The sequence below is a fragment of the Streptomyces sp. NPDC052020 genome (assembly GCF_040680575.1).
Classification (GTDB): domain Bacteria; phylum Actinomycetota; class Actinomycetes; order Streptomycetales; family Streptomycetaceae; genus Streptomyces.
In genome coordinates this window covers 263,978-278,184 of record NZ_JBFAWY010000008.1, presented here as the reverse complement: position 1 = coordinate 278,184, position 14,207 = coordinate 263,978, and the positions used below count along the sequence as shown (strand labels likewise).

The 14,207-nt window shown below is 69.1% G+C and carries 10 protein-coding genes and 1 tRNA gene; 9 read left to right on the top strand and 2 right to left on the bottom strand.

Annotation, left to right across the window (positions count from 1 at the left end; genetic code table 11):
* Positions 1-245 precede the first annotated feature (245 nt).
* The 7 genes from AB0L74_RS11455 to AB0L74_RS11425 all read left to right on the top strand — a co-directional run bounded on the left by AB0L74_RS11455 (position 246) and on the right by AB0L74_RS11425 (position 9,567).
* Positions 246-2,525: an FdhF/YdeP family oxidoreductase gene (locus AB0L74_RS11455; RefSeq protein ID WP_365648886.1), complete on the top strand. Its 2,280-nt coding sequence runs from the start codon at positions 246-248 to the stop codon at positions 2,523-2,525.
* Positions 2,526-2,579: 54 nt separating this feature from the next.
* Positions 2,580-3,068: a hotdog fold thioesterase gene (locus tag AB0L74_RS11450; RefSeq protein WP_365648883.1), complete on the top strand. Its 489-nt coding sequence runs from the start codon at positions 2,580-2,582 to the stop codon at positions 3,066-3,068.
* A 759-nt stretch (positions 3,069-3,827) separates the two neighbouring features.
* Entirely contained in the window at positions 3,828-5,060 is a 1,233-nt protein-coding gene (locus tag AB0L74_RS11445; RefSeq protein ID WP_365648880.1) for a branched-chain amino acid ABC transporter substrate-binding protein, read from the top strand.
* Between the two features lie 112 nt (positions 5,061-5,172).
* Positions 5,173-6,105 (top strand): branched-chain amino acid ABC transporter permease, encoded by a 933-nt coding sequence (locus AB0L74_RS11440; protein WP_365648877.1) that lies wholly within the window; start codon positions 5,173-5,175, stop codon positions 6,103-6,105.
* Positions 6,106-6,110: 5 nt separating this feature from the next.
* On the top strand, positions 6,111-7,937 hold the full coding sequence (locus tag AB0L74_RS11435; protein WP_365648874.1) for a branched-chain amino acid ABC transporter permease: 1,827 nt from the start codon (positions 6,111-6,113) through the stop codon (positions 7,935-7,937).
* Between the two features lie 5 nt (positions 7,938-7,942).
* Positions 7,943-8,854: an ABC transporter ATP-binding protein gene (locus AB0L74_RS11430; protein ID WP_365648870.1), complete on the top strand. Its 912-nt coding sequence runs from the start codon at positions 7,943-7,945 to the stop codon at positions 8,852-8,854.
* A complete protein-coding gene (locus AB0L74_RS11425; protein ID WP_365648867.1) occupies positions 8,851-9,567 on the top strand; it encodes an ABC transporter ATP-binding protein in 717 nt (238 codons plus the stop codon). The genes AB0L74_RS11430 and AB0L74_RS11425 overlap by 4 nt, the downstream gene beginning before the upstream one ends.
* A gap of 57 nt (positions 9,568-9,624) precedes the next feature.
* Here AB0L74_RS11425 and AB0L74_RS11420 read toward each other — a convergent pair whose 3' ends face one another.
* On the bottom strand, positions 9,625-10,281 hold the full coding sequence (locus tag AB0L74_RS11420; RefSeq protein ID WP_365648865.1) for a response regulator: 657 nt from the start codon (positions 10,279-10,281) through the stop codon (positions 9,625-9,627).
* A 105-nt stretch (positions 10,282-10,386) separates the two neighbouring features.
* Between AB0L74_RS11420 and AB0L74_RS11415 the strand changes: the two genes are divergently transcribed.
* Positions 10,387-10,459, top strand: a tRNA-Leu gene (locus AB0L74_RS11415).
* 83 nt (positions 10,460-10,542) lie between these two features.
* Here the strand turns inward: AB0L74_RS11415 and pyk are convergent.
* A complete protein-coding gene (gene pyk, locus AB0L74_RS11410; RefSeq protein WP_365648862.1) occupies positions 10,543-11,970 on the bottom strand; it encodes a pyruvate kinase in 1,428 nt (475 codons plus the stop codon).
* Positions 11,971-12,322: 352 nt separating this feature from the next.
* On the opposite strand from pyk, the gene AB0L74_RS11405 reads away from it, so the two are divergent.
* On the top strand, positions 12,323-14,125 hold the full coding sequence (locus AB0L74_RS11405; protein ID WP_365648921.1) for a 5'-nucleotidase C-terminal domain-containing protein: 1,803 nt from the start codon (positions 12,323-12,325) through the stop codon (positions 14,123-14,125).
* Positions 14,126-14,207: the final 82 nt, after the last annotated feature.

The following is a 14,207-nucleotide window of genomic DNA, read 5'->3' as shown; positions in this document are numbered from 1 at the left end:
TCCGCCTGGTCAGCGTCGGCCACACCTATGTCGAGGCATGGTGCCGGCGCTCCGAGGCGCGGCGGACCTTCCGGCTCGACCGGGTCGCCGAGAGGCTCTGCGAGCCGGAGCACCGGGCGGGGCGGCCCGGCCCCCGGACCCCCGGCGGCCCGCGAGCCTCGCTCACGCCCGGCCCGCCGCGTCGTCACCGGCGCGTGGGAGGATCGGAGACGTACCTCACACGTGTACACGAAGGAGAGCGCGCGATGGCCACCAAGCCGCCCAAGGGCGATCCGGTTCAGGACGCGCCGCAGGTCGCCGGGCCGAAGCATGCCGCGGCGGGGCTGCCGGCCATCGGTCACACGCTCCGTGCCGCCCAGCGGCAGATGGGCGTCAAGCGCACCGCGCTGACCCTGCTGAGCGTCAACCAGAAGGACGGCTTCGACTGCCCCGGCTGCGCCTGGCCGGAGCCGGAGCACCGGCACACGGCGGAGTTCTGCGAGAACGGCGCCAAGGCCGTGGCCGAGGAGGCCACCCTGCGCCGCGTCACCCCCGAGTTCTTCGCGGCGCACTCCGTCACCGACCTCGCCGGCCGCAGCGGCTACTGGCTGGGCCAGCAGGGCCGCCTCACCCACCCCATGTACCTGCCCGAGGGGGCCGACCACTACGAGCCGGTCACCTGGGAGCGCGCCTTCGACATCGTCGCCGAGGAGATCGCCGCCCTCGGCTCCCCCGACGAGGCCGTCTTCTACACCTCCGGGCGCACCGGCAACGAGGCCGCCTTCCTCTACCAGCTCTTCGCGCGCGAGCTCGGCACCAACAACCTGCCCGACTGCTCGAACATGTGCCACGAGTCGTCCGGCTCCGCCCTGTCGGAGACGATCGGCATCGGCAAGGGCAGCGTCCTGCTGGAGGACCTGTACCGGGCCGATCTGATCATCGTCGCCGGGCAGAATCCGGGCACCAACCACCCGCGCATGCTCTCCGCCCTGGAGAAGGCCAAGGCGAACGGCGCGCGGATCATCAGCGTCAACCCGCTGCCCGAGGCGGGCCTGGAGCGCTTCAAGAACCCGCAGACCCCCAGGGGCCTCACCGCCGGCTCGGCCCTCACCGACCTGTTCCTCCAGATCCGCATCGGCGGCGACCAGGCCCTCTTCCGCCTCCTCAACAAGCTGATCATCGACACGGAGGGCGCGGTCGACGATGCCTTCGTCCGCGAGCACACCCACGGCTTCGAGGAGTTCGCCGCGGCGGCCCGCGCCGCCGACTGGGACGAGACGCTCGCGGCGACCGGTCTCACGCGCGGGGAGATCGAACAGGCCCTGCGCATGGTGCTGGCCTCCGAGCGCACCATCGTGTGCTGGGCGATGGGCCTGACCCAGCACAAGCACTCCGTCCCCACCATCCGCGAGGTCGTCAACTTCCTGCTGCTGCGCGGCAGCATCGGCCGTCCGGGCGCGGGCGTGTGCCCGGTGCGCGGCCACTCCAACGTGCAGGGCGACCGCACGATGGGCATCGTCGAGCGCCCTCCGGCCGCCTTCCTGGACGCTCTGGAGCGGGAGTTCGGCTTCGCCCCGCCGCGCGAGCACGGCTACGACGTCGTACGGGCCATCCGCGCGCTGCGGGACGGGGCGGCGAAGGTGTTCTTCGCCATGGGCGGCAACTTCGTCGCGGCCTCTCCCGACACCCAGGTCACCGAGGCGGCCATGCGGCGCGCGCGGCTGACCGTGCACGTGTCGACGAAACTGAACCGCTCGCACGCCGTCACGGGCGCGCGTGCGCTGATCCTCCCCACCCTCGGCCGCACCGAGCGCGACCTCCAGGCGAGCGGCGAGCAGTTCGTGACCGTGGAGGACTCCATGGGCATGGTGCACGCCTCGCGCGGCCGGCTCGACCCGGCGAGCCCGCACCTGCTGTCCGAGCCGGCCATCGTGTGCCGGCTGGCCCGCCGGGTGCTCGGCGAGGGCAGCAGGGTGCCGTGGGAGGAGTTCGAGAAGGACTACGCGGCGATCCGTGACCGCATCGCGCGCGTGATCCCCGGGTTCGAGGACTTCAACGCGCGTGTGGCCCGCCCCGGAGGTTTCGCGCTCCCGCACGCCCCGCGCGACGAGCGGCGCTTCCCCACGGCCACCGGCAAGGCCAACTTCACCGCCGCGCCGGTGGAGTACCCCGCACTGCCGGAGGGGCGGCTGCTGCTGCAGACCCTGCGCTCCCACGACCAGTACAACACCACCATCTACGGCCTGGACGACCGCTACCGCGGCATCAAGAACGGCCGCCGGGTCGTCCTGGTCCATCCCGAGGACGCCCGGAAGCTGGGCGTCCGCGACGGCTCCTACGTCGACCTGGTCAGCGAGTGGCAGGACGGGGCGGAGCGGCGGGCGCCCGGTTTCCGGGTCGTGCACTACCCGACCGCCCGGGGCTGTGCCGCCGCCTACTACCCGGAGACCAACGTCCTGGTCCCGCTGGACGCCACCGCGGACACGAGCAACACCCCGGCCAGCAAGTCCGTCATCGTCCGTCTGGAACAATCGGCGACCGACTGAGCGTTTGCTCAGCCGACGCAGAGCCGAACGACCACGACGAACGGAGCCGGGCCCATGGGCGAGCAGCAGCATGTGACGTTCCCGCGGGAGGTCATCGACGAGTACGCCGCGCTCGGCGTCGACCTGCCCGCCCTGTTCTCCGCCGGCCACCTGGGGACCCGGATGGGCGTCCGGATAGTCGAGGCGTCCGCCGAGCGGGTCGTCGGCACCATGCCGGTGGAGGGCAACACCCAGCCCTACGGGCTGCTGCACGGCGGTGCGTCCGCGGTGCTGGCCGAGACGCTCGGCTCGGTCGGCTCGATGCTGCACGGCGGCAGTTCCAAGATCGCCGTAGGGGTCGACCTCAACTGCACCCATCACCGCGGCGTCCGCTCGGGCCTGGTCACCGGCGTCGCCACGCCCGTCCACCGGGGCCGCACCACGGCGACGTACGAGATCGTCATCAGCGACGAGGAAGGGCGCCGGGTGTGCAGCGCCCGGCTGACCTGCCTGCTGCGGGACGTCAGCCCCGGCGACGCCGCCCGCGTCACCGCCGCGGGCTGACCGGCTCGCGCGCCGGCGGGGGCCATCGCCCCTCCCGGCCGCCCGGCACCCCGGCGTCGGGGCGCGGGAGGCACCCTGACCGGCCGGCTGGCCGGGGCGGCGACGCGAGGCACCGGCCGCCCCGGACCCGCCCGGCGAGGAGTGGTGCGCCCGCCTCGTCTCCCACCGGGCGCACGAGACGATCGAGGGCCACCCCGGGGCGCGGGCCGCCCGGCCCCGCGCCGGATGCCCGGCGGCCCCGGCGCCCGCCCCGCCTTTCCGGGTGAGGACAGGCCCTGCCCACAAGATCGATTTCACCGCCCCGGGCGACGGCAGGCGGAAAAATGCCGCGGAATGCGGGACTCCCTTTCACGGAAGTAACCCTGTGTAATGTGCGCGCAATACAAGCGCACAGTTTCATCCCCGGCCCACGCTGCGCACAGCACCTCTCCGACGCCCCGCAGGTCGCCCGCGGCAACGAATCCAGGTCATTACCAAAACGCCCCAGACGCCTGAACCACCCCCCGCGAATCCTGCGGGTTCTCACCATACGGACAGGGCGAATCGGCCTGAATTCCGCCCTTCTCCCCCGGCAGTACCGCTCTTCATAACGCCGTGTCATAACAAGAGCGTCACAGCCTCTCACAGACTCTCCTCCACGTTCCCCACACCCGCTTAGAGTCACCGCCAGTCACCGCGCCGTCGGATTGTCACTTCCGCCCAGCGCTCGACTCGGCCGTTTCCACCGGGAAGCGGCTGTGCCAGGGGAAAGGACTGATCGTGCGTCAACGTTCGCTCATCGCCATCACCGCCGCGCTGGCGGCGGGAGCACTCACCCTCACCGCCTGCGGCTCGCGTGACGACGACGGTGGCGGCTCGGACTCCGGCAACGGCGGCACCAAGGTCGTCATCGGCGTCGACGCCCCGATGACCGGCGACCTGTCCGCGATGGGCCTCGGCATCAAGAACTCGGTGGACCTCGCCACCAAGATCGCCAACAAGAAGAAGTACGTCGAGGGGGTCACCTTCGAGATACAGGCCCTCGACGACCAGGGCCAGCCGTCGGCCGGCCAGCAGAACGCCACCAAGTTCGTCGCGGACAAGGACGTCCTCGGCGTCGTCGGCCCGCTGAACTCCTCCGTCGGCGAATCCATGCAGAAGGTCTTCGACGACGCCAAGCTGGTCCAGGTCTCCCCGGCCAACACCGGGCCTTCCCTCACCCAGGGTCCCGACTGGCGCACCAAGAAGGTCCGCCAGTACAAGTCCTACTTCCGCACCGCCACCACCGACGCCGTCCAGGGCCCGTTCGCCGCCCAGTACGTCTACAACGACTACAAGAAGAAGAAGGTCTTCGTCATCGACGACAAGAAGACCTACGGCGCCGGACTCGCCGCCACCTTCACCGACGAGTTCAAGAAGCTCGGCGGCAAGGTCGTCGGCACCGAGCACATCAACCCCGACAGCAAGGACTTCTCCGCCGTCGCGACCAAGGTCAAGAATTCCGGCGCCGACGTCGTCTATTACGGCGGTGAATACCCGCAGGCAGGGCCCCTCAGCAAGCAGATCAAGGAAGCCGGGGCCAAGATTCCGCTCGTCGGCGGTGACGGGATCAAGGACCCCGCCTTCATCGAGCTCGCCGGCCCCGCCAGCGAGGGCGACCTCGCCACTCTCGTCGGCGCGCCCGTCCAGGGCATCGCCTCCGCCAAGCAGTTCGTCGCCGACTACAAGGCGGAAGGCTACAAGGAGGACTACGCCGCGTACGGCGGCTACTCCTACGACTCCGCCTGGGCCATCATCGAGGCCGTCAAGAAGGTCGTCGAGGACAACGGCGGAAAGCTCCCCTCCGACGCCCGCGCCAAGATCACCGAGGCCATGCAGAACATCTCCTTCGACGGAGTGACCGGCAAGGTCTCCTTCGACGAGTTCGGTGACGCCACCAACAAGCAGCTCACCGTCTACGCCGTCAAGAACGGCGACTTCACCGCCGTCGACTCCGGTACCTACACCGGCTGATCACACCGCACCACTGCCCACGAGCCGCGCGGGGCGCTGTTCCACAGGCGCCCCGCGCGGACTCGCATCCGGCCACATCCGTCGAACATCCGAAAGTCTCGGAGGACATGCGGTGAACGAACTGCCGCAGCAGCTGGTCAACGGCCTGCTCCTGGGATCCATGTACGGGCTGGTCGCCATCGGCTACACCATGGTCTACGGCATCGTCCAGCTCATCAACTTCGCCCACGGCGAGATCTTCATGACCGGAGCCTTCGGCGCCCTCACGGTCTACGTGTACATCCTGCCCGACGGAACCACGATGTGGGTCGCCCTGCCGCTCATGCTCCTGGGCGCCATCGTCGTCGCGGTGACGGTCGCCGTCGGAGCGGAACGATTCGCCTACCGGCCGCTGCGCGGCGCTCCCCGCCTGGCCCCCCTGATCACCGCCATCGGCCTCTCCCTCGCCCTCCAGCAGGCCGTGTGGGCGTGGTACCCCGAGGCGAAGTCCGCCCGCAGCTTCCCCCAGATCGACGGCGGCCCCTTCCACATCGGCAGCGTCACCATCCAGACCGGCGACATCTTCCTCCTCGTCGCCGCGCCCGTCAGCATGGCCGTCCTCGCCTACTTCGTCATGAAGACCCGCACCGGACGCGGTATGCAGGCCACCGCCCAGGATCCGGACACCGCCAAACTCATGGGCGTCAACACCGACCGCATCATCGTCATCGCCTTCGCCCTCGGTGCCGTCTTCGCCGCCGTCGGAGCCCTCGCCAACGGCCTCAAGTACGGCCAGATCGACTTCCGCATGGGCTTCATCCTCGGCCTCAAGGCCTTCACCGCGGCCGTCCTCGGCGGCATCGGCAACATCTACGGCGCCATGATCGGCGGCGTCGTGCTCGGCATCGCCGAAACCCTCGCCACCGCCTACGTCGCCGACATCCCCGGCATGGACCAGTTCGGCAGCCAGTCCTGGGCCGACGTCTGGGCCTTCATCCTCCTCATCCTCGTACTGCTGCTGCGGCCCCAGGGCCTGCTCGGCGAACGCGTTGCGGACAGGGCGTGACACCGATGACCACACAGACCACCCCGCAGAAGACCTCCGGCACCCCCGCCGCCGCCCCGGCCACCGGCCTCATCGGCATACCCCCGCGCCTCGGGCGCGCCCTGGCGACCGGCGGCGGACTCCTCACCGTCCTGTCCACCTTCCTCGCCTGGACCTGGACCAGCGCCTTCCCGGGCGACCTCACCGTCTACGGCTACCCCGGCGGCCTCCAGGTCCTCGTCCTCATCGGCGGCGCCCTGACCACCCTGCTCGGGCTCGCCTCCTACGGAGTCAAGGGGCTGCGCCGGCTCACCCCCGCCGGCGCCGACCCCGCCGTCAGGTTCGCCGCCCTCGGCGCCTTCGCCACCACCTGGTACACCGTCCTCGCCATCAGCTACCAGCTCGGCGGCCTGGTCAACGTCGAACCCGGCGGCTGGATCGCCGCCGCCGCCACCCTCCTCGCCCTCCTGGGCGCGCTCGCGCTCCCCTGCCCCAAGCCCCAGCCCGACCCCATCGACCCCGACAGCACCCCCTGGGAACAGGTCAGGCACCGCCTCGCCCACACCGGGCACACCGTCAAGGCGGCCTTCGCCGCGCCCGCCCCCCGCCCGGTCCCCGCCCTGCCCTCCTACGCCGAGATCCTGATCATCGTCGGGATCATGGCCCTGGCCCTGACCGTCTTCACCTACGGCATCGGCACCGAGTACGACGAAGCCTTCGTCGGCTTCCTCATCACCGCCGGCCTCGGCTTCGCCGCCCTGCACAAGGCCGGCCTCATCGCCCACGCCTCCCAGATCACCGCGCGCCACCAGAACATCACCCTCTGCGGCGCCTTCGTCGCCGCCGCCCTCTTCCCCTTCACCCAGACCGACGACCAGTACGCCACCATCGGCGTCTACATCCTCATCTTCGCCACCGTCGCCCTGGGCCTGAACATCGTCGTCGGCCTCGCCGGCCTCCTCGACCTCGGATACGTCGCCTTCCTCGGCGTCGGCGCCTACGCCGCCTCCCTCGTCTCCGGCTCCCCCAGCTCGCCCCTCGACCTGCACCTCCCCTTCTGGGCCACCGTCCTCGTCGGCGCCGCCGCCTCCCTCGTCTTCGGCGTCCTCATCGGGGCCCCCACCCTCCGCCTGCGGGGCGACTACCTCGCCATCGTCACCCTCGGCTTCGGCGAGATCTTCCGCATCACCGTCAACAACCTCGACGGCACCTCCGGACCCGACGTCACCAACGGCTCCAACGGCATCTCCGCCATCCCCAACCTCAAGATCTTCGGATGGGACCTGGGAGCCGAGCACACCGTCGCCGGCTTCACCATCGGCCGGTTCGCCAACTACTTCTTCCTCATGCTGCTGATCACCGCCGTCGTCGTCCTCGTCTTCCGGCGCAGCGGTGACTCCCGTATCGGCCGCGCCTGGGTCGCCATCCGCGAAGACGAGACCGCCGCCCTCGCCATGGGCATCAACGGTTTCCGCGTCAAACTCATCGCCTTCGCCGTCGGCGCCTCCCTGGCCGGGCTGGCCGGCACCGTCCAGGCGCACGTCACCTACACCGTGACCCCGGAGCAGTACCTGTTCGCCGGCGCGATCCCGCCCAACTCCGCCTTCCTCCTCGCCGCCGTCGTCCTCGGCGGCATGGGCACCATCGGCGGCCCCCTCATCGGCGCCGCGCTGCTCTTCCTCATTCCCAACAAGCTTCAGTTCCTCGGCGACTACCAGCTCTTCGCCTTCGGACTCGCCCTCATCCTCCTCATGCGCTTCCGGCCCGAAGGGCTCATCCCCAACCGCCGCCGCCAACTCGAATTCCACGAAGAAGCCGACGCGCCCGCGGTCCTCGGCAAGACAGGGGCCTGACCACCATGACCACCGACACCACCACCAAGGGCGCCCCGGGCGGCGCCACCCCCGGCGAGACCGTCCTCGACGCCCGCGGCGTCACCATGCGCTTCGGCGGGCTCACCGCCGTACGAAGCGTCGACCTCACCGTCAACAGCGGGGAGATCGTCGGGCTCATCGGCCCCAACGGCGCCGGCAAGACCACCTTCTTCAACTGCCTCACCGGCCTGTACGTCCCCACCGAAGGCGAAGTCCGCTACAAGGGCCAGGTCCTCCCGCCCACATCCTTCAAGGTCACCGCCGCCGGAATCGCCCGCACCTTCCAGAACATCCGCCTGTTCTCCAACATGACCGTCCTGGAGAACGTTCTCGTCGGTCGCCACACCCGCACCAAGGAAGGATTCTGGTCCGCCGTCCTGCGCGGCCCCGGATTCCACCGGGCGGAGGCCACCTCACGAGCACGCGCCACCGAGCTCCTCGCGTTCGTCGGACTCGCCCACAAGGCCGACCACCTCGCGCGAAATCTCCCCTACGGAGAACAACGCAAGCTCGAAATCGCCCGCGCGCTCGCCAGCGAGCCCGGGCTGCTGCTCCTCGACGAACCCACCGCCGGCATGAACCCGCAGGAGACCCGGGCCACCGAGGAACTCGTCTTCGCCATCCGCGACCAGGGCATCGCCGTCCTCGTCATCGAGCACGACATGCGCTTCATCTTCAACCTGTGCGACCGCGTCGCCGTCCTCGTCCAGGGCGAGAAACTCATCGAGGGCGACAGCGCCACCGTCCAGGGCGACGAGCGCGTCGTCGCCGCCTACCTCGGCGAGCCCTTCGAGAACGCGCCCGGCGCCGAAGAACTCGCCGAGGTCGAAGCCGCCGAGGCACACGCCGGCGCCACCGCGACCGACACCGCGGCCAGCAAGGAGAACGACCGATGACCGCCCTCCTGGAAGTCGAGGACCTCCGCGTCGCCTACGGCAAGATCGAAGCCGTCAAGGGCATCTCGTTCACCGTCGACGCCGGCCAGGTCGTCACCCTCATCGGCACCAACGGCGCCGGGAAGACCACCACCCTCCGCACGCTCTCCGGCCTCCTCAAGCCGGTGGGCGGCCAGGTCAGGTTCAACGGGAAATCCCTCAAGAGGGTCCCCGCCCATCACATCGTCTCGCTCGGGCTCGCCCACTCCCCCGAAGGCCGCCATATCTTCCCCCGCATGAGCATCGAGGACAATCTCCGCCTCGGCGCCTTCCTCCGCGACGACAAACCCGGCATCGAAGAAGACATCCAGCGGGCCTACGACCTCTTCCCCATTCTGGGGGAACGCAGAAAGCAGGCCGCGGGCACCCTCTCCGGCGGCGAACAGCAAATGCTCGCCATGGGCCGTGCCCTCATGTCGCAGCCCAAGCTGCTTATGCTCGACGAGCCCTCCATGGGCCTCTCGCCGATCATGATGCAGAAAATCATGGCCACCATCGCCGAGCTCAAGGCGCAGGGCACCACCATTCTGCTCGTCGAGCAGAACGCCCAGGCCGCCCTCTCCCTCGCCGACCGGGGATACGTCATGGAAATCGGCAGAATCGTCCTCTCCGGAACCGGACAGGAACTCCTCCACGACGAATCGGTCCGCAAGGCCTACCTCGGCGAGGACTGACCCCGCACACAGGGCGAGGCCCGCGCCCCAGAAGGGACGCGGGCCTCGCCACGCGTCTCAGTCCTTGGACGCCTTCTTCTCCTCGGCGTCCTCGATGACCGCCTGCGCCACCTGCTGCATCGACATCCGGCGGTCCATCGACGTCTTCTGGATCCAGCGGAACGCCGCCGGCTCGGTCAGGCCGTACTCCGTCTGGAGAATCGACTTCGCGCGGTCCACCAGCTTCCGCGTCTCCAGCCGCTGGCTGAGGTCCGCGACCTCCTTCTCCAGCTCCTTCAGCTCCGTGAACCGCGATACGGCCATCTCGATCGCCGGTACCACGTCACTCTTGCTGAACGGCTTCACCAGATACGCCATGGCACCCGCGTCCCGGGCCCGCTCCACCAGATCGCGCTGCGAGAACGCGGTGAGCATCAGCACCGGGGCGATGCGCTCCTCCGCGATCTTCTCCGCCGCGGAGATACCGTCCAGCTTCGGCATCTTCACGTCCAGGATCACCAGGTCCGGGCGGTGCTCACGGGCCAGCTCGACGGCCTGCTCGCCGTCACCGGCCTCACCGACGACGGTGTACCCCTCCTCCTCCAGCATCTCTTTGAGATCGAGCCGGATCAGGGCCTCGTCCTCGGCGATGACGACACGGGTCGTCAGCGGAGGAACGTGCGACTTGTCGTCGTCGGGCACGTCGACGGGCTGGGGCGACTCGGGGGCGGTCACGTGGCGCTCCTTGTTCCGGGGCAGGCGGTACTGCTCCCAAGAGCGTACCCAGCTGCGGTAAGGTGGGGGCACGGCGGGTGACCGTCGTCCTTCGTTTTGAAGGGGGCCCCGGTAGCCCAGCGGTAGAGGCAATGGTCTCAAACACCATACAGCGTCGGTTCGAATCCGACCCGGGGTACTTTTCCTCCGGTTCCAAGGTCACCGCCCGCAAGCGGTGACCTCCTTTTCTTGAACCCCGTTTTTCTCCGCGGCGTGTCGCCGTCAGGACTTCTCCCCGATGCGGTGCACCCGCACCAGATTCGTCGTCCCGGACACCCCGGGCGGCGAACCGGCCGTGATCACGACCAGATCGCCCTCGCGGCAGCGGCCGTTCTCGGTGAGGAGCTCGTCGACCTGCTCCACCATCGCGTCGGTCGAGTCGACGTGCGGCCCCAGGTACGTCTCCACGCCCCAGGTCAGGCTGAGCTGGGAGCGGGTCGCCGGGGCGGGGGTGAAGGCGAGGAGCGGGATCGGGGAGCGGTAGCGGGACAGCCGGCGGGCGGTGTCTCCGGACTGGGTGAAGGCGACCAGGAACCTGGCGCCGAGGAAGTCGCCCATCTCGGCGGCGGCGCGGGCGACGGCACCGCCCTGGGTACGGGGTTTGTTGCGTTCGGTCAGCGGCGGCAGGCCCCGGGCGAGGATGTCCTCCTCGGCGGCCTCCACGATCCGGGCCATGGTCCGCACGGTGTCGATGGGGTATTTGCCGACGCTGGTCTCCCCGGAGAGCATGACCGCGTCGGTGCCGTCGATGACGGCGTTGGCGACATCGGAGGCTTCCGCTCGGGTGGGCCGCGAGTTGTCGATCATGCTGTCGAGCATCTGCGTGGCGACGATGACCGGTTTGGCGTTGCGCTTGGCGAGTTTGATGGCGCGCTTTTGAACGAGAGGGACTTGTTCGAGGGGCATTTCGACGCCCAGGTCACCGCGGGCGACCATGATGCCGTCGAAGGCGGCGACGATGTCTTCAAGGTGATCGACGGCCTGGGGCTTTTCGATTTTGGCGATGACGGGGAGGCGGCGTCCTTCTTCGTCCATGATGCGGTGCACGTCCTGGATGTCGCGTGCGGTGCGGACGAAGGAGAGGGCGATGACGTCGAAGCCGGTGTGCAGGGCCCAGCGGAGGTCTTCCTCGTCCTTCTTGGACAGGGCGGGGACGGAGACGGCGACGCCGGGGAGGTTGAGGCCCTTGTGGTCCGAGACGACGCCCGGTTCGGTGACGGTGGTGTGGACGCGCGGGCCGTCGATCCCGGTGACCTCAAGACAGACTTTGCCGTCGTCGACGAGGATGCGCTCGCCGGGGCGGACGTCGTCGGCGAGCCCCGCGTAGGTGGTGCCACAGAGGTGGCGGTCGCCCTCGGTGCCCTCTTCGACGGTGATGGTGAAGGGGTCACCGCGTTCGAGGAGTACGGGGCCTTCGGCGAAGCGGCCGAGTCTGATCTTCGGGCCTTGCAGGTCGGCGAGGATGCCGATGCTGCGGCCGGTTTCGTCGGCGGCTTCGCGTACGCGGCGATAGCGCTGCTCGTGTTCGGCGTGGGTGCCGTGGCTGAGGTTGAAGCGGGCGACGTCCATTCCGGCGTCGACGAGTGCCTTGATCTGGTCGTAAGAGTCGGCGGCGGGACCAAGAGTGCATACGATCTTTGCTCGGCGCATGAGGCGAGCCTATGACTTACCGGCGGGTAGAGAATTGGCGATGCGTGACCGCTCAACGGCCTTTGAGTGAAGTGGTTTTGACAAGCGTTAATTGTGCGGCGCAGCGCTCTGATGAGCGTTCCGTGACGCCTTTCTCCGTTCATGTTTTCGCCTGATCGGTTCCTGTCATGATCGGTCGAACGTGTGACTGTTGTGCCGGTATGTCCTTGTATACCGCTGTTCGCGGGGATTGGGGGGCCATCGGTCACCAGATCGCAACCTGGAGGACCTGTTGCCCCCGGTCCGGGCGGGCCAGAATCTACGCGCGTTATCTACGCGCGTCGTGACACATGTTCACCGAGGGGAAGCACGCATGCCGTTGAACCGCCGGAAGTTTCTGAAGAAGTCCGCCGTGACCGGCGCGGGAGTCGCGTTGACCGGTGCGGCGGCGGCTCCGGCGGCCGGGGCCGCCGAGCGGCGTGGCGGGCGCGGGCCGAAGCGGTACGCGCTGACGGTGATGGGGACGACCGATCTGCACGGGCATGTCTTCAACTGGGACTACTTCAAGGACGCGGAGTACTCCGACCCCCAGGGCAACGCCCAGGGGCTGGCGCGTATATCGACGCTGGTGGATCAGGTGCGCGCGGAGAAGGGGCGGCGGAACACGCTGCTGCTGGACGCGGGTGACACGATCCAGGGGACCCCGCTGACGTACTACTACGCGAAGGTGGACCCGATCACGGCCGAGGGCGGGCCGGTGCATCCGATGGCGCAGGCGATGAACGCGATCGGGTACGACGCGGTGGCGCTGGGGAACCACGAGTTCAATTACGGCATCGAGACGCTCCGGAAGTTCGAGGAGCAGTGCCGTTTCCCGCTGCTGGGGGCGAACGCGGTCGACGCGAAGACACTGAAGCCCGCATTCCCGCCCTATTTCATGAAGACCTTCCGGGTGAAGGGCGCTCCCCCGGTGAAGGTGGCGGTGCTGGGTCTGACGAATCCGGGGATCGCGATCTGGGACAAGGCGTATGTGCAGGGGAAGCTGGCGTTTCCGGGGCTGGAGGAGCAGGCGGCGAAGTGGGTGCCGAAGCTGAGGTCGATGGGCGCGGACGTGGTGGTGGTCTCGGCGCATTCCGGGTCGTCGGGGACGTCGTCATACGGTGATCAGTTGCCATACGTGGAGAACGCGGCGGCGAACGTGGCGCGGCAGGTGCCGGGGATCGACGCGATTCTGGTGGGCCACGCGCACGCGGAGATCGAGGAACTGCGCGTCGTCAACGAGCAGACGGGGAAGGCCGTGGTGCTGTCCGAACCACTGTGCTACGCCGAGCGCCTGGCACTGTTCGACTTCGATCTGGCATTCGAGCGGGGCCGGTGGCGGGTGGAGTCGGTGAAGGCGTCGCTGCGGGATTCGCGCACGGTGGCCGACGATCCGCGGATCACGAAGTTGCTCGCGGACGAGCACCGGAAGGTGGTGTCGTATGTCAATCAGGTTGTCGGTACGGCGACGGCGACGCTGACGACGGCGGAGGCGCGGTACAAGGACGCGCCGATCATCGATTTGATCAACACGGTGCAGGAGGACGTGGTCCGGCAGGCGCTGGCGGGTACGGAGTACGCGTCGCTGCCGGTGCTGTCGCAGGCGTCGCCGTTTTCGCGTACGTCTCAGATCCCGGCGGGCGAGGTGACCATCCGGGATCTGTCGAGTCTGTATGTGTACGACAACACGCTGGTGGCGAAGGTGATGTCGGGGGCGCAGATCCGGGCGTACCTGGAGTACTCGGCGGAGTATTTCGTGCAGACGGCGGCCGGTACGCCGGTGGACGTGGCGAAGCTGACGAATGCGAACGGCCGGCCGGACTACAACTTCGACTACGTGTCGGGGCTGCGGTACGACATCGATATCGCGCGGCCGGCCGGTGCGCGGATCCGGAATCTGACTTTCGGCGGTGCTCCGCTGGACGACGCGCAGCGGTTCGTGCTGGCGGTGAACAATTACCGGGCCAATGGCGGGGGCGCGTTCCCGCATGTGGCGTCGGCGAAGGAGGTGTGGTCGGAGTCGACGGAGATCCGCACGCGGATCGCGGAGTGGGCGACCGCGAAGGGTGTGCTGGACCCGGCGGACTTCGCGTCGGCGGACTGGCGGCTGACGCGGGAGGGCACGCCGGTGTTCTAGGCAGCGGAGGGCGGGACCGGCTCGTCGGTGAGCGGGCGGGGCGGCGGTCGTGTGGGAGCGGGTCCGGCTTCCACGGGGCCGC